This window comes from Reyranella sp. (assembly GCF_050185545.1).
Classification (GTDB): Bacteria; Pseudomonadota; Alphaproteobacteria; order Reyranellales; family Reyranellaceae; genus Reyranella.
On sequence record NZ_JBFWZI010000005.1, the window covers coordinates 1 to 23,798 of the forward strand.

A 23,798-nucleotide genomic window follows, 5' to 3' on the forward strand; every position below is an offset into this window, starting at 1 on the left:
CGTCGGAGGGCGACACGGCGGCGCTCGACGAGATCGAGGCGATCATGCGCCCGGGCTCCAACATCAACCCCAACCCGCGCGCCGACATCCAGCGCCCGTCGATGGCCCAGGACATCCGCAAGGGCCGACGCACCGAGATCGAGTTCATGAACGGCTACATCGCCGATCGCGGCGCCTACATCGGCGTGCCCGCGCCGACGCACGCCAGGCTGACCGAGATCGTGAAGAAGGTCGAACGGCGCGAAGTCAAGGCCGCGCCGGCACTGCTGGGCGGGTGATGTCATGCTCCTCCCCAGCTTCGCTGGGGAAGTGTCCGCGTCTTCGCGGGCCTGCCTTCACCGACGCGAAGCCGCTCGGCTTCGCGCAGGCAGGCGGAGGGTCATAGTCTTCCGGACCGCGGCCGTCCCGCCCGCTCGTCATCATGCACTTCATGAAACATGAGCGGGCGAGACGCCCGCGGTCCGGAAGACCGACACCTCCCCGGCGAAGCCGGGGAGGTGCATGAAGAGCTAGTTCACATAAAGCCCATACGCCTCCGGATCGCCCCAGGCGTCCCAGTCCAGCGAGTTCATCTCGGCGGTCGGCCAGTAGGGGTCGTCCTCGAGCTTGTTGGTCGCCGCCTCGCCGACCAGCAGCGAGTAGGCGTGCTTCATGTAGGCGCTGCGCGCCGCGCTGTTGCCGATGTAGAGGCAGCCGCAATAGTCGCGATCGGGATAGACCCAGACCGCCTTGCCCTTGTAGGTCGTGCGCGTGAGCTGATGCGGCGTCATGCCCTGGAACGAGGCCTGCTGCGCCGGCGTCTTGATCGGGATCGCCTTGAAGCCGGCCTGCTGCAGCATCTGCTCGTTGCTGGGCGGCGTGGTCGAGCAGGCGAGCAGCGCAGCGCCCAGTCCCGCGGCGACGACAAACGACCTGAACACTCTCATTGGTATCCCCCGTTTTGATGGTGAAGCCGGCATTCCGTGGCTTCCCCTCCCCTGTTCCAGCCTCAGGCCGCCTGCCTGAGGCCGGCCCGGGCATCCTCCTTGATCATGTCGGCGCCCTTCTCGGCCACCATGATGGTCGGCGCGTTGGTGTTGCCCGACGGCTCGGTCGGCATGATCGAGGCGTCGATCACGCGCAAGCCGGCGATGCCGTGCACACGCAGCCGGTCGTCGACCACCGCCATCGGATCACTGCCCATCTTGCAGGTGCCGGTAACATGGTAGGTCGTCTGGCCGTTGCGGCGGGCGAAGTCGAGCCATTCGTCGTAGGTGTTCACGTCCTTGCCCGGGTTGTTCTCGAAGGCGATGTACTTCTCGAGCGACGGATGCGAGACGATCTTGCGGGCGATCTGCATCCCGGCGACCGTGGTGTCGCGGTCGATCTGGGTCGACAGGAAATTCGGCCGGATCGCCGGCTCGACGCCCGGCGTCGCCGACTTGATGTGGATCGAGCCGCGCGAATCGGGCCGGCACTGGCCGATTACCACGGTCATGCCCGGCTCCTTCTCGAGGAGCCGCTTCTGCGCCGTGTCGTAGCTCGCATGCGCCATGTGGAACTGCATGTCGGGCGAGTCGAGGCCGGGCCGCGTGCGCACGAAGCCGTAGACCACGCCGGCGGTGAGCGCCAGCGCACCGCGCCCGGTGGCGTAGTACTTGACGATTTCCTTCACCAGGCTCAGCCCGCGTGTCTGCTCGTTGAGCGTGATCGGCTGCTTGACGCGCCAGTTCATGCGCGGTGCGAAGTGATCGCCGTAGTTCTCGCCGACACCCTTCAGCTCGTGCTTCACCTCGATGCCGAGCCCGCGCAGCAACTCGGGCTGGCCGATGCCGGAATGCTCGAGCACGCCGGGCGACTGCACCGCGCCGCACGACACGACAACCTCGCGATTGACCCGTGCCTCGCGCGCCTGGCCGTGCACCGTGTAGGCGACGCCGACCGCACGCTTGCCCTCGAGGATGACCCGGCTCACCAGCGCGTCGGTCTCGATCGAGAGGTTGGGCCGGCGGCGCGCCGGATCGAGGAAGGCGCGCGCCGTCGACTGGCGCTTGCCGTTTTTCATCGTCACCTGATAGTAGCCGAAGCCTTCCTGGTTGCCGTCGTTGTAGTCCTTGTTCTTCGGATAGCCGAGGGCGGCGGCGGCATCGATGAAGGCGTCGCACAGCTCATGGGTCTCGCACATGTCGGCGACGTTCAAGAGGCCGCCCTTGCCGCGGCTCTCGTCGCCGCCGCGCTCGAAATTCTCCGACTTCTTGAAGTAGGGCAGGACCTGCGAGTACGACCAGCCGCGATTGCCGAGCTGGCCCCAGGTGTCGTAGTCGAGCGGCTGGCCGCGCACGTAGAGCATGCCGTTGATCGAGCTCGAGCCGCCCAGCGTGCGGCCGCGCGGACAGGGGATGCGCCGGCCGGCCACGTTGTCCTCGGCCTCCATCTCGAAGTTCCAGTTATAGGTCTTGTGATTGAGCAGCTTGGTGAAGCCCGCCGGCACGTCGATCCACATCGACTTGTCGCGCGGCCCGGCTTCCAGCAGCAGCACCTTGACGTTCGCATCCTCGCTCAGCCGGTTGGCCAGCACGCAACCCGCCGAGCCGCCGCCCACGATCACATAATCCCAATCCGCCATGACGCTCGTGACCTCCCGCAGGGGGAGTCATATCACAACTTCTCCTCCCCAAGCGCACCTTGGGAAGGTGCCCCGTCATACGGGGCGGAGGGGTTATGATTCTTCTGGACCGCGGGCGTCCCGCCCGCTCATCATCATGCTCATCATGAATCATGAGCGGGCGGGATGCCCGCGGTCCAGAAGCCCATGACCCCTCGGTCGCCGTATGACGGCGACACCTCCCCACGCGAAGCGTGGGGAGGAAATCTACCTCAAATGGCACGACACCTTGTGACCCGGCGCGATTTCGCGGAGCGGGGGCGACTCGACCTTGCAGCGCGCCTCGGCGTAGGGGCAGCGGGTGTGGAAGTGGCAGCCGGGCGGCGGCTTGACCGGGCTCGGCACGTCGCCCTGCAGCACCCGCTTCTGGCGGCGGATCGACGGGTCGGGCACCGGCACGGCCGACAGCAGCGCCTCGGTGTAGGGATGCTGCGGCCGGGTGAAGATCGTCCGCGTGTCGGCATGCTCGACGATGCGGCCGAGATACATCACGGCGATCTGGTGGCTGATGTGCTCGACCACCGCGAGATTGTGCGAGATGAACAGGTAGGAGAGCTGGCGCTCGCGCTGCAGGTCCTGCAGGAGGTTGATCACCTGGGCCTGGATCGAGACGTCGAGTGCCGACACCGGCTCGTCGCCGACGATCAGCTTGGGGCCCAGCGCCAGCGCGCGGGCGATGCCGATCCTCTGGCGCTGGCCGCCCGAGAACTGGTGCGGGTAGTTGCTCATCTGCGCCGGCCTGAGGCCGACGCGGGCGAACAGGGCGGCGACCTGCTCCTCGCGCTCGCGCTTGTTGGCGACGCCGTGCACCAGCAGCGGCTCGCCGACGATCTCGCCCGCGTTCATGCGCGGGTTGAGCGAGGAGAACGGGTCCTGGAAGATGATCTGCATCTGCCGGCGGTAGGGTCGCATCTCGGCCTTGCCGAGCTGCGTGATGTCCGTGCCGCTGACCTCGATCTTGCCCGACGTCGGCTCGATCAGGCGCAGCACGGTGCGGCCCGCCGTGGTCTTGCCGCAGCCGCTCTCGCCCACCAGGCCCAGCGTCTCGCCGACGCCGATGGTGAAGCTCACGCCATCGACGGCGTAGACGTGGCCGACGGTGCGCCGCAGCAGCCCCTTGCGCACCGGGAAATGCTTCTTGAGGTCGTTGACCTCGAGCACGGGAGCGTTGGCAAGGGTGGCGGTCATGGTTTTTCTCCTCCTCCCCCGTCATACGGAGGAGGTGCCCCCATAGGGGGCGGAGGGGGAAGTCCGCAGACGAGATGTCGAAGAGTCCGACGTCGGAATTTCATGCATCTCGACCGAGGCTCTCCTCCTCCGGCCCTCCGGGCCACCTCCCCCGTATGACGGGGGAGGAAATCGATCGGGCCCTTACACATCACTGTGCCAGCAGGCGGCCCAGTGGCCGGACCGCTTCTCCTTGTAGACCGGCCGCTCGCGCCGGCAGAGATCGTCGGCGCGCTCGCAGCGCGGCGCGAAGGCGCAGCCTTCGGGCAGGTCGAACAGCGGCGGCACGATGCCGGGGATCTCCTGCAGGCGCTGCCCCGCCCGCTCGACCTCGCCACGCATCAGATCGAGGCGCGGGATCGAGGCCAGCAGGCCGACCGTGTAGGGATGTATCGGCCGCGAGAACAGCTCGCCGACCTCGGCCTCCTCGACCTTGCGGCCGGCGTACATGACGATGACGCGCCGCGCCGTCTCGGCGACCACCCCGAGATCGTGCGTGATCAGGATCACGGCGGCGCCGAACTCGCGCTGCAGCTCGACGATCAGCTCGAGGATCTGTGCCTGGATGGTGACGTCGAGCGCCGTCGTCGGCTCATCGGCGATCAGCACCTTGGGATTGCAGGCCAGCGCCATGGCGATCATGGCGCGCTGGCGCATGCCGCCCGACAGCTGGTGCGGATACTCCTTGGCGCGCTGCTTCGGCTCGGGGATGCGCACCAGGTCGAGCATCTCGATGGCGCGCGTGAGCGCGGCCTTGCGGTCCATGTCGCGGTGCAGGATCAGCGCCTCGGAGATCTGCTTGCCGATGGTCATCACCGGGTTGAGCGAGGTCATCGGCTCCTGGAAGATCATCGAGATGTCGTTGCCGCGCACCCCGCGCATCTCCTCCTCGCTCAACTTCAGGAGATCGCGGCCGGCGAGGCGCACCGCGCCCGAGACGATGCGGCCCGGCGGATCGGGGATCAGGCGCATCAGCGAGAGCGCCGTCATGCTCTTGCCGCAGCCCGATTCGCCCACGATCGCCAGGGTTTCGCCCGAGGCGACCTCGAAATCGACGCCGTCCACCGCCTTGACGATGCCCTGCCGCGTGTAGAACCAGGTGCCGAGATCCTCGACCTCGAGAAGTGCCGTCATGAACGCTGTCTCGGATCCAGAATGTCGCGCAAGGCGTCGCCCAGCAGGTTGGTGCCGAACACCGTGAGGCTGATGGCGACGCCGGGGAAGATCACCAGCCAGGGCGCGGTGCGCACGTACTCGGCCGCCGATTCCGACAGCATGCGGCCCCACGACGGATAGGGCTCGGGAATGCCGAGGCCCAGGAAGGAGAGCGACGCTTCCACCAGGATCGCCGAGCCGAGCTGGGCGGTGGCGAGCACGATCAGCGGCGCCAGGGTGTTGGGCAGCACGTGGCGCACGGCGATGCGCACCTCGCCCATGCCGACGGCGCGCGCCGCCTCGACGAACGGCTGCTCGCGCAGCGACAGGGTGTTGGAGCGCACGACGCGCGCCACCGTCGGCACCAGCGGGATGGCGATGGCGACGATGGTGTTCTCGAGCGACGGTCCCAGCGCCGCCGCCATGACCAGCGCCATGACCAGGAGCGGCAGCGACTGCATGATGTCCAACAGGCGCTGCGTGAGGAGATCGAACGAACCGCCGAGATAGCCGCTCATCAGGCCGATCGACACGCCGAGCACGCCGCCCAGCAGGGTGGCGCCGGCGCCGACGGCGAGCGAGATGCGGGCGCCGTAGACGATGCGGCTGAACATGTCGCGGCCCATGAAGTCGGCGCCCAGCCAGAAGACGCTGCCGGGCGGAGCGAGCGAGGCCTTGGCATCGGTCGTCGTCGGGTCCATCGGCGCGATGAGATTGGCGAACACCGCGGTCAGCACGAAGACCAGCACGATGATCGCGCCGACCGCCCCCAGGGGATAGCGCCGCGCCAGGAAGCCGAGCTGGCCGCCGAGACCGGTGATGTTGGCGCCGGCGCGGGCAAGCTCGGCATCATGGTCGATTGTCGTCATGGCTCAGGCCTCGACCTCATGGGTTGGCGTCATGACCCGGCTGGACCGCGGGCGTTCCGCCCGCTCGGAATCTAGAACGGGCGGGACGCCCGCGGTCCGCATGAAGCATGATCCGAGGAACCGGTTCGTGACCTTGTCGGCTGTCGTCATGGCTCAGTCCGCGAACTTGATGCGGGGGTCGAGGGCCATGTAGGCCATGTCGACCAGGAAATTCACCACGACCACCACGAAGGCGATCAGCATGACCAGGTTCTGGACGATCGGGTAGTCGCGCCAGCGGATCGCCTCGACCAGGAAGCGGGCGACGCCCGGGATGTTGAACACAGTCTCGGTGACGATCAGGCCGCCGACCAGGAAGGCCGCCTCGATGCCGACGATGGTGACGACCGGCAGCAGCGCATTGCGCAGCGCGTGGTCGTAGTTGACCGACATCGCCGAGGCGCCCTTGGAGCGCGCCGTGCGGATGTAGTCCTGGCGCATCACCTCGAGCATCGACGACCGGGTGAGCCGCATGATCAGGGCCGAGCTGCGGAAACCCACGACCGCCGCGGGGATGGCGGGCAGCCCGACCTCCTGCAGGAAGCTGCGCGGCTCGTTGGAATAGATCGGAATGGTGCCGAACCAGTGCACCGCCGCCATCAGCACCAGCAGGCCGAGCCAGAACGACGGCAGCGACAGGCCGCTGAGGCTGAGCACGCGCAGCGAATAGTCGAGGCTGGTGTTCTGGCGCACCGCGCTGATCACGCCGAACGGCACGCCGATCAGCACCGATATGACCAGCGCCATGCCGGCGAGCTTGGCGCTGATCGGAATGCGCGGGGCGATCTCCTCGATCGCCGGTCGCTCCGAGACATAGGCGAAGCCCAGGTCGCCGCGCGACAGGCCCGAGATCCAGAGGCCGTACTGCTCGATGATCGGCCGGTCGAGGCCGAGCTCCTTGGCGATCTTGGCCTTCTCCTTGGCATCGGCGATGCCGGCGGCGTCGACCAGAATGTCGGAGATGTCGCCCGGCACCAGGCGCAGCATGACGAAGATCAGCACCGACATGCCGAACAGCGTCAGCGCCATCAGGAGCAGGCGTCGGACGAGGTAGGAGCCCATTGGTTCAGCCTCTCATTGCCGAGAGATCAGACGCCTCCCCCGTCTTACGGGGGAGGTGGCCCGAATGGGCGCTGGTTACCGCGAATTTGCCGGTGGGGAAATGATATTTTGGACCGCGGGCGTCCCGCCCGAACTTGATCTTGAGGGGGGGGGACGCCCGCGGTCCGGAAGAAGAGGCCTCCGACCCCTCCGTCGCCGTAAGACGGCGACACCTCCCCAGCGAAGCTGGGGAGGCAAAGAAGAGGGGTTGGCGCCGTCGCATCGGGATCCCTACCGGTCGAGCCAGACGTTTTCGAAGCGCCAGCCGTTGTAGATGCTGTTGACCTGCAGCACCACGCCCTTGAGCTGCGGCGCCATGCAGGTGTTGGCCATGTTGTGGCCCAGGATCGGGCGGGCGACGTCCTCTGCGAGCTTCTTCTCGATCTCCCAGACGAGCTTCTTGCGCTTGTCGCGGTCGAGCTCCGCCGACTGCTGGTCGATCAGCTTGTCGACCTCGGGGTTCTTGTAGGCGCTGTAGTTGCGGTCCGAGGTCGAGAAGTAGTTCTCGTAGAAGTTAACGTCGGGATCGTCCACGCCCTGGCCGGTGAGGTTCATCCCGACCTGATAGTCCTTGCGCGTGACCTTGGTGTGCCAGACCGTCGTGTCGATCGGATCCAGCTCGCCCTCGACGTGGATCTTCTTCAGCTGGTCGATCAGGATCACCGCCGGATCGCGGTAGATCGCGATGTTGCGCGTCGCGACCTTGATCTTGAGCGGCTTGCCCGGCCCGTAGCCCAGGCCTTCCATGATCTTGCGCGCCTCGGCCCGGCTCTTCTCGACGTCGACCGCGTGGCCGGGCAGGCTCGCCAGCATCTCCTTTGGCATGCCCCAGACGCCGGCCGGCGGCGGCAGCATGGCCGCACCGTCCAGATCGTGGCCCTGGCTCAGGATGTCGGAGAAGGCCCTGAGGTCGAGGGCCATCACGATCGCCTTGCGGATCTGGGCGTTGTCGAACGGCGGCTTGTCGCGATTGATCAGGATGTTGGAGCTGACGTTGGTCGGGCGCGCCTCGCACACGGCGTCGGGACGCTGGGCCTTGACGTCCTTCAGCAGCGGGAAGGTGACGTCGGAGTCGAACGTCATGTCGAACTCGCCGGCGCCGAAGCCGAGCAGGCGCGTGCTGCGGTTGGGCACGATCTTCCAGTCGATGGCGTCGAGGTAGGGCTGGCCTTTCTTCCAGTAGTCGGGATTGCGCACCACCTTGATCGATTCGTTGCGCTTGAACTCGGCGGCCTTGAAGGGGCCGGTGCCGATCGGCTTGGAGCGCATGTCGCGCCCCGACACGTGGCAGGAGTAAACCGGCGAATAGCCGCTGGCGAGCATCGACAGGAAGGAAGGCTGCGGCCGCTCGAGCACGAAGGTGACTTCATGGTCACCGTTGGTCGTGATTTCCTTGACGTTCTTGTACCAGATCTTGCGCGGGCTCTTGCGGATGATGTCGAGTTTCTCGTCGCCCTTGCCGCGCACCGCGTCGAAGGTGCATTTCACGTCGGCGGCGGTGAAGGGCTTGCCGTCGTGCCACTTCACGCCCTGGCGCAGCTTGAAGACGAGCCGGGTCTTGTCGTCGCTCCACGCCCAGCTCTCGGCCAGGTCGGGAACGATGTGGTCGGGGCTGTTGGCCTTTTCCTTGGGATCGAAGAGCACCAGGTTGTTGAACACCGCCATGAAGGGCAGGACCGTCGAGATGGTCGCTTCCTCGTGGATCGACGCGCTCGGTGGGTTGTCACGATGAGAAATCTTGAGTGTCCCGCCCTGCTTCTGGGCGAGCGCCGGTCCCGCCGCCGACATCAAGGCAACGAACGTCCCGGCCGTCAAAGCCACTATTCTACGCATACGATACTTCCTCCCAGACACCACGCCCGACGGCCGCTCCGTTGGCCGGCGCGCTTCTTTCGTCCCCGTGGACCGGCAAGCTAGCAGATAATGTGCAACGGCCAAGGGCTAAAGCAGCCGCGAGCCCGGCGTTCCAGGCAAAGGGGCCTTTCGAGTCGGGCTGGTTCACTTTCGGGTTACAGAAGGGGGCGGACACGTCTCTCTGTTTCCTCCCCGTAATCGGGGGAGGTGGCCCGTAGGGTCGGAGGGCCGGGGGAAGGCCAGGGGGAAGGCCCCCGAGGCTTATGAAGTTCCGACGTCGGAATCAGAGGGATCTCGACTGAGGCCTTCCCCCTCCGCCTGCCTGCGCAAAGCCGAAGCGGCTTCGCTTCGGCGAAGGCAGGCCCCGTATGACGGGCACCTCCCCCGATTACGGGGAGAAAAAGAGATGCGTCCACTCCGCGCAGCCAAACCCCTACCGGTCCAGCCAGACGTCCTCGAAACGCCAGCCGTTGTAGATGCTGTTGTGCTGCAGCACGAGACCCTTGAACTGCGGCGTCCAGCAGGTGTTGGCGACGCCGTAGCCGATGATCGGCCGGGCGGCATCGTCGGCCAGGATGGTCTCGATCTCCCACACGATCTTCTTGCGCTTGCCGATGTCGGCCTCGGCCGATTGCAGGCCGATCAGCCTGTCGACCTCGGGATTGTTGTAGCCCGTGTAGTTGCGGTCCGAGGTCGAATGGTAGTTCTCGTAGAAGTTGACGTCGGGGTCATCGACGCCGACGCCGGTGCGGTTCATGCCCACCGTGTAGTCCTTGCGCTGGACCTTGGCGTGCCACACGGTGGTGTCGATCGATTCGAGCTCGGCATCGATGTAGATCTTCTTGAACTGGTCGATCAGGATCACCGCCGGGTCGCGATAGGTCGCGATGTTGCGCGTCGACATCTTGATCTTGAGCGGCTTGGCGGCGCTGTAGCCCAGCCCCTCCATGATCTTGCGCGCCTCGGCCCGGCTCTTCTCGACGTCCGGCGAATGGCCGAGCAGCCGCGGCAGCATGTCCTTGGGCATGCCCCAGAAACCCGCCGGCGGCGGCAGCATGACCGCGCCGTCGAGGTCGTTGCCCTGGCTCAGGATGTCGGAGAACGCCTGGATGTCGATCGCCAGCACCATGGCGCGGCGCAGTTGCGGATTGTCGAACGGCGGCTTGTCGCGATTGACCAGGATGTTGCCGCTGACCCCGGTCGGCCGCGCCTCGCACACCGCGTCGGGCTTCTGCGCCTTGACGTCCTTCAGCAGCGGGAAGGTGACGTCCGAATCGAAGGTCATGTCGAACTCGCCGGCGGTGAAGCCCAGCATGCGCGTGCTGCGGTTGGGCACGATCTTCCAGTCGATGGCGTCGAGCCAGGGCCGGCCCTTCTTCCAGTAGTCCGGATTGCGCACCAGCTTGATCGATTCGTTGCGCTTGAACTCGACCACCTTGAACGGGCCGGTACCGATCGGCTTCGAGCGCATGTCGCGGCCCGACACATGGCAGGAGTAGACCGGCGAATAGCCGCTCGCCAGCATCGACAGGAACGAGGGCTGCGGGCGGCCGAGCCTGAAGGTGACCTCGTGCGCGCCGTTGGTCGTCACCTCCTCGAGGTTGATGTACCAGATCTTGCGCGGGCTCTTGCGGATGATGTCGAGCTTCGCGTCGCCCTTGCCCCGCACCGCGTCCCAGGTGCACTTGACGTCGGCGCTGGTGAACGGCTTGCCGTCGTGCCACTTCACGCCCTGGCGCAGCTTGAAGGTGAGCCGGGTCTTGTCGGCGTTCCACGACCAGCTCTCGGCCAGGTCCGGCACGATGTTGTCCGGCGTGTTCACCTTCTGGTTGGGATCGAACATCACGAGATTGTTGAACACCGCCATGAAGGGCTGGTTGACCGAGATGCTCGCCTCGTCGTGGATCGAGGCGCTGGGCGGGTTGTCGCGGTGCGAGATCTTCAGGGTCCCGCCCTGCTTCTGGGCGAACGAAGGGGCCGCCGACATCAGGGTGGCGACGATCCCGGCCAGCACCGCGATCCGGTTGCGCATGACTTTCCTCCCACATGGCACGCCGTTGCCGAGGACATCGGCCGGCTCGTTGTTCGCTCCCCGTGGCCCGGGGAGGCTAGCCGATTATCGGCAGCGGCCATAGGTCAAAGCGGCGGCGGGCGACCACGGGCGCCCTAGGCGGAGGGGCCCTTGAGCTCGATCTGGTTGCCCTCCGGGTCGTGGAAGTAGACCGACGGGCCGGTGCCCTCGGCGCCGTAGCGCTGGAAGGTCTCGCCGACCGAGACGCCGAGCGGGCCCAGGCGGGCCTCGATCGCGGCCCGGTCGAACGGCTCGATGCGGAAGCAGAGATGATCCATGTTGGGCGCCGCGGATTTGGCGTCGCTCAGCACCAGGTCGAGCATCGAGGCGCCGGCGCGCATCTGCACCAGGTTGATGCGGTCGAGCCGGCGCTCGACGTTGAAGCCCAGCGCCTGCTCGTAGAAGCGGACCATGGCCGGCAGATCGTTGACCCGCAAAACGACGTGATCGATTCGTTCGACATGGAAGGTCATGGCGTCTAGCCTGTCGCAAAACGGAGTGGAGGAGAGAGCATGGCCCAGGCGATCAACGCCGCCAAGGCACGTTTGCGCAAGGGCGAGCTGGCGCTCGGCATCGGCATCCGCCTGGTGCGCAACGTCGACATCATCAAGGTGATGAAAGCGGCCGGCTTCGACTGGCTGTTCCTCGATCTCGAGCACGGCGTCATGTCGATCGAGACGGCGTGCGAGATCGCCGTGGCGTCGCAGGATTCGGGCATCGCGCCGATCGTGCGCGTGCCCTACGGCGAGCTCACCATGGCGACCCGCGTGCTCGACGGCGGCGCGCTGGGCGTCGTCATCCCGCACGTCGACACGGCCGAGGAAGCGCGCGACATCGCCGACAAGCTGCGCTACCCGCCGCGCGGCCATCGCTCGGTGGGCGGCGGCCAGGCGCAGTTCGACTACAACCCGATGCCGCTCGGCGAGATGACGAAAGCGATGGACGACAACACCCTGGTCACGGTGATGATCGAGACGCCCAAGGCGGTGGAGAACGCCGAGGCGATCGCCGCCGTGCCGGGCATCGACTGCCTGCTGATGGGCTCGAGCGACCTCTCCATGGAGCTCGGCATCCCGGGCGAGAACGGACACGCCAGGATCCAGGCCGCGGCCGACAAGCTCGTCGCCGCCTGCACGAAGCACGGCAAATGGGCCGGCATGGGCGGTGCCTACGGCGAGGACCTGCTGAAGGTGTACATCGGCAAGGGCATGAAGCTCGTGCTGGCCGGCAACGACCTTCCCATGCTCACCGGCGCCGCCCGCGCGCACCAGGCGAAGGTGCGGGCGCTCGCGGGGTGACCATTTACCTCCCCCGTCATACGGGGGAGGTGCCCCGTCTCACGGGGCGGAGGGGGAAGGCCGCAGGCGAGGTTCATAAGATCTCGACGTCGGAACTTCATGAATCTCTTCCGAGGCTTTCCCCCTGCCCTTCGGGCCACCTCTCCCGATTGCGGGGGAGGCGAATGAAGAGCCGCTCACCTCTTCCCCTCGATCTCGATTTCGACCAGGTGCGGCCTGCCTGACCTGAACGCCGCGGCAATGGCGGGGGCGATGTCGTCGGCTTTGGCGACGCGGGTGCCGGCGACGCCCATGCCGCTTGCCATGGCGACGAAGCCCAGCGCCGGGCCGCTCAGGTCCATGTGCATGTAGGGCTTGTTGGACTTCACGTCGAAGCGCTGGCGATAGGCGTCGATGTTGTGCTTCAGCACGCGGTACTCGCGGTTGGCGAGGATCACGAACACGATCGGCAGATCGTGGTGGGCGGCGGTCCACAGCGCCTGGATCGAATACATCGACGAGCCGTCGCCCGACACGCACAGCACCGGCCGATTGGGCTCGGCCACCGCGACACCGATCGCGCCGGCGACGCCCTGGCCGATGCCGCCGCCGCGGCCACTGAAATAGTCCATCGGGCCGTCGAAGGCGAAGGTCTTGAACAGGTCGAGATTGGCGGTGATGGTCTCGTCGACCACGATCGCATCGGCCGGCGCGCCGGCGCGGATCTCGGCCATGGCACGCGCCATCGAGGTCGGCGTGCGCGACCACGCCTTCTCGACTCGCGCCTTCTGCGACGCCGCCTCGGCCTGCTTCTGCGCCGCGAGGAGATTCAGGCGCGCCTTGGCGACCGCGGCGCTGAGTCCGCCGGCGGCTTGGACCAGCGCCTCCAAGGCAGCGCCGACATCGGCGATCACGCCGGCATCGAGCGCGAAATTGTAGGCGAGCCGCGCCGGCGCCGATTCGATCTGCAGCACCTTGCAGCCGGCCGGGAAAGGCGAGCCGGGCGCGTACCACACCTCCTCGAAGAACGGCCCGCCGACCATCAGCACCAGGTCGTTGCCGGCCAGCTGCCGGGCGACGCCGGGCGCATCGAAGGCAAGCGTGCCGCGCCACGCCGGATGCTCGGTCGGAAAACTGTTGCGCCCGCGCAGGCCCTCGAACCACACCGCGGCGCCGATGCGATTGACCAGCGACACCAGAGCCTTGTCGGCGCCGGCGCGCGCGATCTCGTCGCCAGCGACAATGGCCGGGCTCTGGGCCGCCAGGATAAGGCGAGCCATTGCCACGATGCCGGCCGGATCGGGCAAGCTCCTGGCAAACGACTGCCCGGGCCGGCCGGGCGGCACATGGGTCTCCTGCTCCATGACGTTGATCGGCAGGGCGACGAACACCGGACCGGCCGGCGCCTCGCCCGCGATCTTGAAGGCGCGCTGCAGGATCGGGCCGAGCTCGTCGGCGGTCTCGACCTGCACGCTCCACTTGGTGACCGGTGCCGCCATCGCCGCGAGATCGTGGCCGAGCACCGGATCGCGCAGGCGCAGCCGCGTGTCCTGCTGGCCTGCCGTCACCACCATCGCGGTGTTGTTCTTGAGCGCGCCGTAGATCATGCCGATGGCATTGCCGAGGCCCGGCGCGACATGCAGGTTGACGAACGCCGTCTTGCCCGCCGCCTGGCCATAGAAGTTCGCCGCGCCGACCGCCACGCCCTCGTGCAGGTGCACGATGTACTGGATCTGCGGGTAGTCGAGCAGCGAATCGAGCAGCGGACTCTCGGTGGTGCCGGGATTGCCGAAGATGCGGTCGACACCATGCGCCGCCAGCGTTTCCATGAATACCTGCCGACCGCGCATGGCATTTTCTCCCTGGCTTTGCCCTGCTATGGAACCTGCGAGGGGTGAGAGCACGCATGATCGGTGTTGTCGAGGCGGATTCCATTGCCAGCCGCGCTGCGGGACTGGCAGCGCTGGCGGATGCCGCGCGGCACGATCTCGCCCGGCTCAACTATCCGCCGGCCAACTGGGTGCCCGAGCACGTCGGGCCGGACGGCCGGCGCGTGCTCGACGTGCTTGTGGTCGGCGCCGGCATGTGCGGCCAGACGGTCGGCTGGGGCCTGCTGCGCGAGGGCATCCGCAACATCCGGGTGATCGAGCGCGCGCCGCACGGCAAGGAAGGACCGTGGAACACCACAGCCCGCATGCCGATCCTGCGCTCGCCCAAGCACCTGACCGGCCCCGATCTCGGCGTGCCCGCCCTCACCTTCCGCGCCTGGTACGAGGCGCAGCACGGGCGCGACGGCTGGGCCAGGCTGTACAAGATCGCCCGCCTCGACTGGCTGGCCTATCTCCTGTGGGTGCGCGAGGTCGTGGGGCTTCCGGTCGAGAACGGCGTCGCGCTGGAAGCGCTGGTGCCGGCCGGCGACCTTCTGGCGGCGCGCCTGTCGACGGGCGAAACTCTCTACGCCCGCAAGGTCGTCATGGCCAACGGCCGCGACGGCGCCGGCGGCTTTCGCTGGCCGAGATTTCCATCCTTCGATCCGGCCGATCCGCGACGGCAAGGCCTCGTCCATCACACGCTGGAGGACATCGATTTCGATCGTCTCGCCGGCAAGCGCATCGGCGTTCTCGGCGTGCTGGCGACGGCAATCGACAATGCGGCGACCGCCCTCGAGGCCGGTGCGCGCGAGGCGATCTGCTACGCCCGCCGGCCGCACCTGCCGCAGGTCAACAAGGCCAAGGGCATCTCGTTTCCCGGCTTCCAGCGCGGCATGGGCGTGCTCGACGACGACTGGCGCTGGAAGATCTACACCTACATGCTTTCGGCGGGCTCGCCGCCGCCCCACGAGTCGGTGCTGCGCGTGCAGAAGCTGCCCGGCTTCTCCTTCCGTTTCGCCGAGCCGTGGATCGACGTGATCATCGACAAGGACGGCGTCACCGTGAAGACCAGCAAGGCGGTCGAGCGCTTCGACGCCGTGCTGTTCGGCACCGGCTTCGACGTCGACGTCTCGCGCGTCGGCGAGCTCGCAGCTTTCACGCCCAATGTCCGCCTGTGGTCCGACATGCGCGCACCGGCGGAGGCGAGGGCCAACGCCGAGGCGGCGCTCTATCCCTATCTCGGTCCCGGCTTCGAGCTGATGGAGCGCGAGGCCGGCCGGACGCCGCGCCTCGCCGACATCCATCTGTTCAACTGGGGCAGCATCCTGAGCCACGGCGCGCTGGCCGGCGACATTCCCGGGCTGCAGGTGGGCGCGACGCGCGTGGTCCAGGCGATCGCCCACGACCTGTTCAAGGCCGACGCCGCCCGGCACGTGCAGACCATGTTCGAGCAGGAGGATCCCGAGCTCGAGCCCACCGACTATTTCGTGCCGCGCGACAAGCGCGTCGGGACGATCTGATTCATACGGACCGCGGGCGTCCCGCCCGCTCATGAGGAAGAGCGGGCGGGACGCCCGCAGTCCACAAGAGCATGAGGAGTAACGCGCATGCAGGCAGACTATGTCGTCGTCGGCGCCGGCTCGGCCGGATGCACTGTCGCCGCCCGTCTCTCGGAAAGCGGCGCCTCGGTGATCCTGCTCGAGGCGGGACCGAGCGACTGGTATCCGATGATCCACATCCCGGCCGGCATGCGCTCCCTGCTGCGCAACCCGCTGGTCAACTGGAACTACACCACCGAGCCGGAGAAGGGCTCGGGCGAGCGCCGCCTCGACTGGCCGCGCGGCCGAACCCTGGGCGGCTCGTCGTCGATCAACGGCATGCTCTACGTGCGCGGCGCGCCGGCCGACTTCGACGGCTGGGCGCAGATGGGCTGCCGCGGCTGGAGCTACGACGACGTCCTGCCCTACTTCAAGAAGTCGGAGCACTACGTCCAGAAGGGCGATCCCGATGTGCGCGGCCAGGGCGGCCCGCTCAAGGTCGAGGACTACCGCACCATCCTGCCGCTCACCCATCGCTTCGTCGAGGCCGCGCAGCAGGCGGGCTTCCCGTTCAACCCCGACCTCAACGGCACGCAGCGCTACGGCGTCGGCTACTCGCAGATGACGCGGCGCGGCCGCTGGCGCGGCTCGACGGCGCAGACCTTCCTGCGCGAGGCGCGGCGCCGCCCGAACCTGCGCGTCGAGACCGACGCGCAGGGCGGCCGGCTCACCTTCGACGGCAAGCGCTGCACCGGCGTCGAGTTCCAGCGCGGCGGCAACCTCACCACGGTACGCGCCAACCGCGAGGTGATCGTATCGGGCGGCACGGTGAACTCGCCGCATATCCTGCAGATCTCCGGCGTCGGCCCGGCAGCGCACCTGCAGTCGCTCGGCATTCCCGTCGTCCACGACCTGCCGGGCGTCGGCTCGCACCTGATCGACCACTACGTGGTCCGCCTGGTGCATCGCGTGCAGGGCACGCGCACGGTGAACGAGCTGGCGCGCTTCCCCGGCGTGCTGCCGGAGATCGCGCGCTTCTTTCTCACGGGCAAGGGCGCGCTGACGTTCGGCGTCACCACGGCACAGGTGTTCTGCGACAGCCGCGAGGGCCTCGCCTCGCCCGACCTGCAGCTGCTGTTCACGCCTGGCAGCACCAACACGCTGAAGTTTGGCCAGCTCGACGACAAGCCGGCGATGAGCTGCGTGGTCTGCGTGGTGAAGCCCGATTCGCGCGGCACCATCATGGCCGAGTCGGCCGATCCGTTCGCGCGGCCGGCCATCCGGCCGAACTACTTCACCACCCGCACCGACGAGCTCGCGCTGCTGGGCGGCGTGCGCCACGTGCGCCGCATCTTCGCCGCTCCGGCTCTGGCCCAGCACAGTCTGGGCGAGACCAGCCCCGGTCCCGACCTCAAGAGCGACGCCGAGCTGCTCGATTACGCCCGCCGCTTCGGCAACACGCTCTATCACCCGGTCGGTACCTGCAAGATGGGCGAGGACCCGCGCGCCGTGGTCGATTCGCGGCTGCGCGTGCGCGGCATCCAGGGCCTGCGCGTGATCGACGCCTCGGTGATGCCGACGCTCACCACCGGCAACACCAACGCCCCCACCATCATGATCGGCGAAAAGGGCGCGGCGATGATCCTCGAGGACGCGGCGTAGGCCGATTGCCCTTCATAGGCGTGCAAATTAGTCGAAAGCCCAACAAAATCCTCATCCTGATCCGAGGTGACTTCGGGCAGATTCACGTACTCGCGAAGAGATGAGGTTGAAGGTTCCTGCGGGAACCACCAAAGGGCGAAGTTACTTCATTTGAAGCGAGACGCCGTGCTGCGCGCGGCTCCTCAGGAGCGCCCCCAACGAAGCGTTTTCAGCACGGGCAATGAGCACCGCCGTTGGGGCCCATCCTCCGAGACGCGCCCTTCGGGCGCTCCTCAGGATGAGGATTTTGTTGGGCTTTCGGCCAAGCTTGATTTGACGCCTATGCCGCGCGTCTTGACCGGCGGAGCTTCTCAACTGACGCCCTCGTGGCAAGAGGCCAATAGCAAACCTCGCCGAAACACCTCTCCTCGCGAGACAAACCCTGTTCGCGCCGTCAGCGTGCATCACGCTCGTACATGGATAGACACTCCGGCTCGCGACCGCGCACGACACGCTGTCCGGCCAGCGACCCGCGCGCCTCGGTAACGACGGTCCGCTGCGCCTCGCCGCCGCTGTCGGCGTGGAAGTAGATGACGACCCAATCGTGAACCCTGTCGAGCTCATGCGCACGGGCTGTATTGGAGAACAGCGCCGTGAAATGCCATGGGCCACGGCGCGTGTGGAGAACCGGCAGCCATGCTTCGCCCTTCGGGTTGAACCGTCTCGGGGCGATCTTCCGGAGCTGGTCCGCCCCTGCCTTCGCCCGATACTCGCGATCGACATCGAGCAGGTCGTCGACAGACGGCTCGTCGCCGGGCGGCATGCGAACCGGGCGAATGCGCGCCAGCATCTGGCCCAGCACGGCGCGCAACGCCGCCTGCCGCCGCGGACCCAGCCCAGAGACCGGCTTGACACTCTTGTCATGCAGGGCGGCCTCGAGTTGCTCGAGGGTCTCGGCGTGATACGTTTCATGAAGACGCTTGGCCAGGATCGGCCCCACGCCCGGGATCGTGCAAAAGACATCGAGCGGCTCGGCCGAGCCGCGCAGCCGCTCAAGATAAGCCCAGCGCCCCGTGCGCGCCAGTTCGGCCAAGGCACCCGCGATGCGTACGCCGACGCCGGGGATCCCGTTCAGGGCAGCGATGCCGCCGGCCTCGAACAGCTCGCGCACGTCCGTCTCGAGCGCGGCGACGGCGTCGGCTGCGTGCCGATAGGCGGCGACCCGATAGGGGCTGTCGTCCTGGTGAGCGAGGAGCGTCGCGGCCTCACGCAGGCGCTCGGCGGCCAGCAGGTTGAACGGGGCCAGCCTCGATTGTGCAGCCGGCTCGAGCATGTCGCCACCCTACTGCCAGTTGAGCCCTGCCTTCACCCCCGCGGCAGTCGCCCGCGCAGGATGAAAGCTCGCTGCCGAGCACGATCTACGGCCACAATGCCCTCAGCGGCAACGGAAGATGATCGATGATCTTCGCCGACTCGCCCGGGTCGAGCCTTTGCCAGAGGAGCCTGAAGACCCCCTTGGTCACTGTCAGCGGATCCATCGGATACCGCGGTGGCAACTGCTGCGCGACGTGATCGGCGAATTCCTGCACGGTGCGATCCTTGGTCGGCTTTCCCGCCATGTGCCAGCCCTCGTAGTAGAGACCGCGCACGAGCATCGGAAGCTGTGCGCCGAGATGCACCGCCATCGCGGGCGTCATGCGATCACGCAGGGCGTGCAGCACGGCGCGCAGCGCACTGTAGGCATCGTGCCGATTCTCGAGGTGCAGCAGTTCCACGAGTTCCTTGAGCCAGACGTTGGTTTCCTGAATCGTGTGCTCGAAAGTGGCGACACCTGGAACATTCATGGCGCCCTCCGCGACGTTCATCGGGTTGAGGTGGCCACCCATTACCTCGGGGGAGCGACGTCTGGTTTGAGGCAGGTCAAGCGTGACCTTGCCGCATGGCGCCGACACCGCAACCGGCGGGAAATGCTCCCGTCAACGTGCGGCGGAGCTCAACCCACCATCCCGGCGCCGAACCTCGTGGCTGGCCTGGGCCACCATCAGGTATTCGGCAAGGTTCTCGAGGGTGATAATTCCGGTGAGCCTGCCGTCAGTGTCGACCACTCCGATCAGCGCCTGCCCGCCGCCTTGAAGCTTCGCGATGGCTTCGCTGAGGGGTGCCTGCCGATCGACGGTCGCCACGTCGCGCTCCATGACGTCGACCACCGGCGTATCGGGACCACGGGTCATCAAGGCCCTGATCATGCCGTCCCTGGTGACAACACCCGTCAATCGCCCCAGGCCATCGATGACCGGAAACTCGCGCTGCGTCGTGGCCAGCAGCAACTCGGCGGCCCGCGACACGGTGGACTGCATGTCGAGCGTCAAGAACTCGGTGATTGCCGCGTCCAGCGCGGCCGCGCCTTTGGCGGCCTCGCCCAGCTCGGCTGCATAGCCCTCGTGGGACGCGGCGAGAAATATGAAAAGGGCGATGAAGAGGAGCATCGGGTTGCCGAACAGGCCGAGAAAGCCGAGGCCGAAGGCGATGGCTTGGCCGATCTGGACCGAGACCCGGGTGGCGCGAACCTTGTCCATGCGAAGGGAGAGAAGAGCCTTGAGCACGCGCCCGCCATCCATCGGGAACGCCGGGATCAGGTTGAACAGCGTCAACATGACGTTGACCAGGGCAAGGTTCGCGACGAAGCCGTTCTCCTGGCCGCGCGCCATGCCCGCCACCCACTCCGCGTCGGGGAGCCGGCCGAGTGCGGCGAAGAGAAAGAGGGCTATCGCCGCGTTCACGACCGGTCCTGCGAGAGCCACCAGCAGCTCCTGGCCCGGTTTCTCGGGCATCCGCTCCGTCGTGGCGACCCCGCCTATCGGCAGAAGAGTGATGTCGCGGGTGGCGATTCCGAAGCGCCGCGCCATCAGGACATGACCGTACTCGTGCAGGATCACGCAGCCGAAGACCGCGAGAATGAAGGTGACCGCGCCGAGAGCGGCGACAAAGCCGCCTTGCATGGCTGCGGCAAAGCCATACCAGGCAATGAGCAGCAGGAACGTGAAGTGGAGCCGCACCTTTGTCCCGGCGACCTCTCCGAGCGAAAGCGACCATCCCATCATGACCAATGTGCTCCCAGGCGACGCGAAGTGGTCTGCCAAGGGCACATAGCTTCCGCGGAAACGGACGCGTGCCGCCTTGACCTGCGTCAACGTCGGGCGTTCCTGACCGAAACATCGGTCGCTCTTGCCCGGCGACGATCCTGGAGGATGCCGCACAGGCCGGAGCCTACTGACCTGTCGTCTTCGATGACGAGGGATCTGGCCGATCATCCTTCAATCCCAAGGCGCTGATGATCGAGGACGCGGCGGCCGCGGCAAACGCATCGTTGGGATGCCACGTGTCGCCCGGAACCTCCTCGACGGATCGGCCGCGAGCCAGCATTCGATCCAGCACCGGCAACAGCGAAACACACTGCGAGACGGTCTCCCGACACGCTCTTTCCAATGCCTGCCAATCGCGGCGATCGGTGGGCGAAAGCGCTGCTTCAGGCGCCAGGATCGGAAACAGGACGACGTCATACCGGATGCCGTGCCTGGCGGCGAAATCTGCCATGCGGGCGAAGCTGTCGCGCGCTTCCGCGAACCCATCCGATTCCGCCGCCTGCGACAGGAAGGCCGCCAAGCCGATCCGGTAAAGATACGAGTGCTGAAACAGCCACTGATTGACGTGCTGTCTGGGAGAATTGGTCAGATAGGCATTCAACGTGCCCGTCTGATCCCTGAACACGATCGGCGTAGCCCGAAGATCATTGCCATGAACCTGGTGAATGATGTGGTTCACCTCGACCGTGGACTGGAACTTCAGAAAGAAGCCGACCTCCTGCGCAAGATTGAAGGCTTCGACGCCCCCGTTGAGGTATTCGGTCTCCGGATCGCCCAGTTGCTCTCGAATGGCATCGACGATGCGACCGCGGGCCGTCACCGAATCGCCCAGGAACAATATTCTCCGGCGTACAGCCGATCCATTCGCGAGCGATCGGCGCAGCAGGCCATCTCTGTCATAGCCGCCAGCGACGCCCGGTTTCGGCCGGAAGCCAATTTCCTCATCGGGAACCATGAGGGCCGACATCCATGCGGCACTCCGTTCACGGAGGAACGCTAATTCCACGCCGGATCCGAGGGCGCCCCGAGGATAGAGAATCCGCAGGCCCGCTTCGCAGCCGCCGACGGCGATCAGGGTCGATACGGCGGCCAGCACGATGTTGGTAATGTATCGGCGCATCTCGTGTTTCGGCGCGGCAATCTGCCCGATGAGAACGGTGCGGCCTTCCCCGCGCAGCGTGCCCTCAGGAAGCCTTGCCCCACAATCTCCTGGTCGCGATGTCGGCGCCCTCGCGGCAGGCCTTGAGCTTCTCCCACACCACGTCCTCGGCGACGAACTGGCTGCCGGCGAAGGTGCCGAAGCCGCAATCGACCGAGGCGATGACGCGGCTCCTGTCGCCGACCGCGTCGACCGCCTCGCAGATGCGGTTGGCCACCACCTCGGGATGCTCGACGAAGTTGGTGAGCGAATCGATCACCCCGGGCAGCAGCACGAAACGGTCCGGCAGCTTGTTCTTCCTCAGCGCGGCGTACTCGTGCTGGTGACGCGGGTTGGCGAACTCGATGCTGAGACCTCCCACCCTGGCGCCATAGAGCACCGGCAGGATCTCGCGCATCGGGATGTCGTGCAGGTGCGGGCCCTCGTAATTGCCCCAGCAGCAATGCAGCCGCACGCGCTCGGGCGGGATGCCGGCCAGCGCCTCGTTCAACGCCGCGACGTGCATCTCGGCGATCTTCACGAACTCGGCGTTGCTCTTGTCCTGGAACAGCACGCCGCGCTCCATGGCGAGGTCCGGCGCATCGATCTGCAGCAGGAAGTCCTTGGCGATCAGCTCGTATTCCTTCCGCATCTGCCGGGCCAGCGCGAAGACATAGGCCTCGTGGCTGTCGTAGTGCGCATTGAGGAGCGTGGTGGCGATGATGCCGGGCGAGGCCGCCGTCATGAAGGCCTCGACCGGCGGCTTCGCCAGGCCGTCCAGGGCCGCGCGGAACATGCGGCACTCCTCCTGCGCCGCCGTCAGGTCGTCGTAGACCACATCGGCCACGGCCTGCGGCGCGTTGGTAACCTTGGCGCGCCGGTCGAGCCGCCGGGCGGTCTGCGCCGCCCATATCGGAAACTTCGTATAGTCGGGCGAGCGCGGGCGCTTGGACTCGCCGCCGAAGCCGGTCATGCGCTGCGCCACATAGGTCTGGAAGCCGACACGCGGCTGCTCGCCGTCGTTCAGCACGTCGATGCCGGCAGACGCCTGCTCGGCCACGACGTGGCGCACCGCGGCCTCGGCCTCGCGCGCCAGCGCGGCCTTGTCGACTGTCTCGCCGGCCTCGTCGCGGATCAGCAGCTCGCTGAGCACAGGGTTGCGCGGCAGGCTTCCGACATGGGTGGTCAGGATTCGCTCGTTGCTGTGCTTCATGTCAGTCCACCTTGGCTCCGACTGCCTTCACGACCTCGGCCCAGCGGGCGCGGTCGCGCTTCACGGTCGCCTTGAATTGCTCGAGCGTCTCGTAGCGTGGCGTGTTGCCGAGTGCCACCAGCTTGGCGTTGATATCGGGATCCTCGATCGCCGTCTTGAGCGCGGCGTTCATCCTGGCGGCAATCGCGGGATCGAGGCCCTTGGGGGCGAAGATTCCGAACCAGATGAAGCTCTCGTAGCCCGGCAGGCCCTGCTCGGCGATGGTCGGCAGGTCGGGCATGACGGCGACCCGCTTGGCCGTGGTCACGCCGAGCAGGCGTACCTTGCCCGCCTTGGCGTGCTGCATCATCGCCTGCAGCAGCGCGAACACGCAGCAGGTCTCGCCCTTCAGCAGCGAGTTGGTGGCATCGGGCCCGCCCTTGTAGGGCACGTGCACCATGTCGAGCCCGGCCTGGGCGTTGAACGCGGCGAAGGCCAGGTGCGTGCCGGTGCCGTTGCCGGTCGAGGCGAAGCTGAATTTTCCGGGCGCCCCCTTGACCCTGGCGATGAAGTCCTTGACGTCCCTGGCGTCGATCACGGCCGGATTGATGGCCAGCACGTTGGGCACGTCGACGATGGTCGAGATCGGCGTGAAGTCGGTCTCGACGTCGAACGGCAGCCTGGCATAGAGCGCGGGGTTGACGCCGTGGGTGGCGGCGGTGCCGAGCAGAAACGCGTAGCCGTCGGGCCTGGCGTTGGCGACCGTCTCGGAGGCGAGGTTGCCGCCGGCGCCGCTCTTGTAGTCGAGAAGGATGCGCTGCCCCAGGGTCTTCTCCAGCGAGGGCTGCAGCAGGCGCCCGACGACGTCGACGCCCGACCCGGCGGGGAAGCCCATGTAGATGACGATCGGACGCGCGGCGGGCCAGTCCTGCGCCTGCACCGATGCCGCTGTGAAAAAGAGAACGACCACGCCCAGCAACCACCGCACCATCCGCAACTCCCTAGGTTCCTCAAGTTGGCTAGTATGCTGGGGCAAGG

General features: G+C 67.0%; 20 protein-coding genes. 4 read left to right on the forward strand and 16 right to left on the reverse strand.

Going from position 1 to position 23,798, the window contains the following annotated elements; translation table 11 throughout:
• Positions 1–278 (forward strand): ketopantoate reductase C-terminal domain-containing protein (locus tag AB7O82_RS02245; protein WP_428618544.1); only part of this gene is annotated, 278 nt, incomplete at its 5' end.
• Positions 279–509: 231 nt separating this feature from the next.
• On the opposite strand, the gene AB7O82_RS02250 is transcribed toward AB7O82_RS02245, so the two are convergent.
• The 9 genes from AB7O82_RS02250 to AB7O82_RS02290 all read right to left on the reverse strand — a co-directional run bounded on the left by AB7O82_RS02250 (position 510) and on the right by AB7O82_RS02290 (position 11,433).
• Positions 510–926, reverse strand: coding sequence for a hypothetical protein (locus tag AB7O82_RS02250; RefSeq protein WP_428544000.1), 417 nt, complete (start codon positions 924–926; stop codon positions 510–512).
• Positions 927–988: 62 nt separating this feature from the next.
• A complete protein-coding gene (locus tag AB7O82_RS02255) occupies positions 989–2,605 on the reverse strand; it encodes a GMC family oxidoreductase (RefSeq protein ID WP_428543998.1) in 1,617 nt (538 codons plus the stop codon).
• A gap of 246 nt (positions 2,606–2,851) precedes the next feature.
• A complete protein-coding gene (locus AB7O82_RS02260; RefSeq protein WP_428543996.1) occupies positions 2,852–3,832 on the reverse strand; it encodes an ABC transporter ATP-binding protein in 981 nt (326 codons plus the stop codon).
• A gap of 183 nt (positions 3,833–4,015) precedes the next feature.
• Entirely contained in the window at positions 4,016–5,005 is a 990-nt protein-coding gene (locus AB7O82_RS02265; protein ID WP_428543994.1) for an ABC transporter ATP-binding protein, read from the reverse strand.
• On the reverse strand, positions 5,002–5,895 hold the full coding sequence (locus AB7O82_RS02270; RefSeq protein WP_428543992.1) for an ABC transporter permease: 894 nt from the start codon (positions 5,893–5,895) through the stop codon (positions 5,002–5,004). Before AB7O82_RS02270 ends, AB7O82_RS02265 begins: the two co-directional genes overlap by 4 nt.
• A 153-nt stretch (positions 5,896–6,048) precedes the next feature.
• Positions 6,049–6,996, reverse strand: a complete 948-nt coding sequence (locus AB7O82_RS02275; RefSeq protein ID WP_428543990.1) for an ABC transporter permease — start codon at positions 6,994–6,996, stop codon at positions 6,049–6,051.
• A 270-nt stretch (positions 6,997–7,266) separates the two neighbouring features.
• A complete protein-coding gene (locus AB7O82_RS02280; protein ID WP_428618546.1) occupies positions 7,267–8,868 on the reverse strand; it encodes an ABC transporter substrate-binding protein in 1,602 nt (533 codons plus the stop codon).
• Between the two features lie 454 nt (positions 8,869–9,322).
• Positions 9,323–10,921, reverse strand: a complete 1,599-nt coding sequence (locus AB7O82_RS02285; RefSeq protein WP_428543986.1) for an ABC transporter substrate-binding protein — start codon at positions 10,919–10,921, stop codon at positions 9,323–9,325.
• 134 nt (positions 10,922–11,055) lie between these two features.
• On the reverse strand, positions 11,056–11,433 hold the full coding sequence (locus AB7O82_RS02290) for a VOC family protein (protein ID WP_428543984.1): 378 nt from the start codon (positions 11,431–11,433) through the stop codon (positions 11,056–11,058).
• Positions 11,434–11,472: 39 nt separating this feature from the next.
• On the opposite strand from AB7O82_RS02290, the gene AB7O82_RS02295 reads away from it, so the two are divergent.
• On the forward strand, positions 11,473–12,258 hold the full coding sequence (locus AB7O82_RS02295; RefSeq protein WP_428543982.1) for an HpcH/HpaI aldolase family protein: 786 nt from the start codon (positions 11,473–11,475) through the stop codon (positions 12,256–12,258).
• 176 nt (positions 12,259–12,434) lie between these two features.
• Here the strand turns inward: AB7O82_RS02295 and AB7O82_RS02300 are convergent, their stop codons facing one another.
• Positions 12,435–14,087, reverse strand: a complete 1,653-nt coding sequence (locus tag AB7O82_RS02300; RefSeq protein WP_428543980.1) for a thiamine pyrophosphate-binding protein — start codon at positions 14,085–14,087, stop codon at positions 12,435–12,437.
• 56 nt (positions 14,088–14,143) lie between these two features.
• Here AB7O82_RS02300 and AB7O82_RS02305 point away from each other — a divergent pair, with 56 nt between their 5' ends.
• Positions 14,144–15,628 (forward strand): FAD/NAD(P)-binding protein, encoded by a 1,485-nt coding sequence (locus tag AB7O82_RS02305; RefSeq protein WP_428543978.1) that lies wholly within the window; start codon positions 14,144–14,146, stop codon positions 15,626–15,628.
• Positions 15,629–15,715: 87 nt separating this feature from the next.
• Entirely contained in the window at positions 15,716–17,308 is a 1,593-nt protein-coding gene (locus tag AB7O82_RS02310; protein ID WP_428543976.1) for a GMC family oxidoreductase, read from the forward strand.
• 433 nt (positions 17,309–17,741) lie between these two features.
• On the opposite strand, the gene AB7O82_RS02315 is transcribed toward AB7O82_RS02310, so the two are convergent.
• The 6 genes from AB7O82_RS02315 to AB7O82_RS02340 form a co-directional block, all read right to left on the reverse strand.
• Positions 17,742–18,620 carry a DNA-binding protein gene (locus AB7O82_RS02315; protein ID WP_428543974.1) on the reverse strand — a complete coding sequence of 293 codons (879 nt, stop codon included), beginning with the start codon at positions 18,618–18,620 and terminating at the stop codon, positions 17,742–17,744.
• Between the two features lie 85 nt (positions 18,621–18,705).
• Positions 18,706–19,173 carry a DUF2267 domain-containing protein gene (locus AB7O82_RS02320; protein ID WP_428618549.1) on the reverse strand — a complete coding sequence of 156 codons (468 nt, stop codon included), beginning with the start codon at positions 19,171–19,173 and terminating at the stop codon, positions 18,706–18,708.
• Between the two features lie 90 nt (positions 19,174–19,263).
• Entirely contained in the window at positions 19,264–20,478 is a 1,215-nt protein-coding gene (locus AB7O82_RS02325; RefSeq protein ID WP_428543970.1) for a site-2 protease family protein, read from the reverse strand.
• A gap of 76 nt (positions 20,479–20,554) precedes the next feature.
• Positions 20,555–21,550: a hypothetical protein gene (locus tag AB7O82_RS02330; RefSeq protein WP_428543968.1), complete on the reverse strand. Its 996-nt coding sequence runs from the start codon at positions 21,548–21,550 to the stop codon at positions 20,555–20,557.
• A 64-nt stretch (positions 21,551–21,614) separates the two neighbouring features.
• Positions 21,615–22,781 carry a cobalamin-independent methionine synthase II family protein gene (locus AB7O82_RS02335; RefSeq protein WP_428543966.1) on the reverse strand — a complete coding sequence of 389 codons (1,167 nt, stop codon included), beginning with the start codon at positions 22,779–22,781 and terminating at the stop codon, positions 21,615–21,617.
• Position 22,782: 1 nt separating this feature from the next.
• Positions 22,783–23,751: a Bug family tripartite tricarboxylate transporter substrate binding protein gene (locus tag AB7O82_RS02340; RefSeq protein ID WP_428543964.1), complete on the reverse strand. Its 969-nt coding sequence runs from the start codon at positions 23,749–23,751 to the stop codon at positions 22,783–22,785.
• Positions 23,752–23,798: the final 47 nt, after the last annotated feature.

Coding starts and splice junctions, on each gene's coding strand:
- AB7O82_RS02270 (WP_428543992.1), bottom strand. CDS start 5,895: ATGACGACAATCGACCATGATGCCGAGCTTGCCCGCGCCGGCGCCAAC.
- AB7O82_RS02335 (WP_428543966.1), bottom strand. CDS start 22,781: ATGAAGCACAGCAACGAGCGAATCCTGACCACCCATGTCGGAAGCCTG.
- AB7O82_RS02280 (WP_428618546.1), bottom strand. CDS start 8,868: ATGCGTAGAATAGTGGCTTTGACGGCCGGGACGTTCGTTGCCTTGATG.
- AB7O82_RS02250 (WP_428544000.1), bottom strand. CDS start 926: ATGAGAGTGTTCAGGTCGTTTGTCGTCGCCGCGGGACTGGGCGCTGCG.
- AB7O82_RS02310 (WP_428543976.1), top strand. CDS start 15,716: ATGCAGGCAGACTATGTCGTCGTCGGCGCCGGCTCGGCCGGATGCACT.
- AB7O82_RS02255 (WP_428543998.1), bottom strand. CDS start 2,605: ATGGCGGATTGGGATTATGTGATCGTGGGCGGCGGCTCGGCGGGTTGC.
- AB7O82_RS02305 (WP_428543978.1), top strand. CDS start 14,144: ATGATCGGTGTTGTCGAGGCGGATTCCATTGCCAGCCGCGCTGCGGGA.
- AB7O82_RS02265 (WP_428543994.1), bottom strand. CDS start 5,005: ATGACGGCACTTCTCGAGGTCGAGGATCTCGGCACCTGGTTCTACACG.
- AB7O82_RS02290 (WP_428543984.1), bottom strand. CDS start 11,433: ATGACCTTCCATGTCGAACGAATCGATCACGTCGTTTTGCGGGTCAAC.
- AB7O82_RS02260 (WP_428543996.1), bottom strand. CDS start 3,832: ATGACCGCCACCCTTGCCAACGCTCCCGTGCTCGAGGTCAACGACCTC.
- AB7O82_RS02300 (WP_428543980.1), bottom strand. CDS start 14,087: ATGCGCGGTCGGCAGGTATTCATGGAAACGCTGGCGGCGCATGGTGTC.
- AB7O82_RS02275 (WP_428543990.1), bottom strand. CDS start 6,996: ATGGGCTCCTACCTCGTCCGACGCCTGCTCCTGATGGCGCTGACGCTG.
- AB7O82_RS02315 (WP_428543974.1), bottom strand. CDS start 18,620: ATGCTCGAGCCGGCTGCACAATCGAGGCTGGCCCCGTTCAACCTGCTG.
- AB7O82_RS02340 (WP_428543964.1), bottom strand. CDS start 23,751: ATGGTGCGGTGGTTGCTGGGCGTGGTCGTTCTCTTTTTCACAGCGGCA.
- AB7O82_RS02330 (WP_428543968.1), bottom strand. CDS start 21,550: ATGCGCCGATACATTACCAACATCGTGCTGGCCGCCGTATCGACCCTG.
- AB7O82_RS02320 (WP_428618549.1), bottom strand. CDS start 19,173: ATGGGTGGCCACCTCAACCCGATGAACGTCGCGGAGGGCGCCATGAAT.
- AB7O82_RS02295 (WP_428543982.1), top strand. CDS start 11,473: ATGGCCCAGGCGATCAACGCCGCCAAGGCACGTTTGCGCAAGGGCGAG.
- AB7O82_RS02285 (WP_428543986.1), bottom strand. CDS start 10,921: ATGCGCAACCGGATCGCGGTGCTGGCCGGGATCGTCGCCACCCTGATG.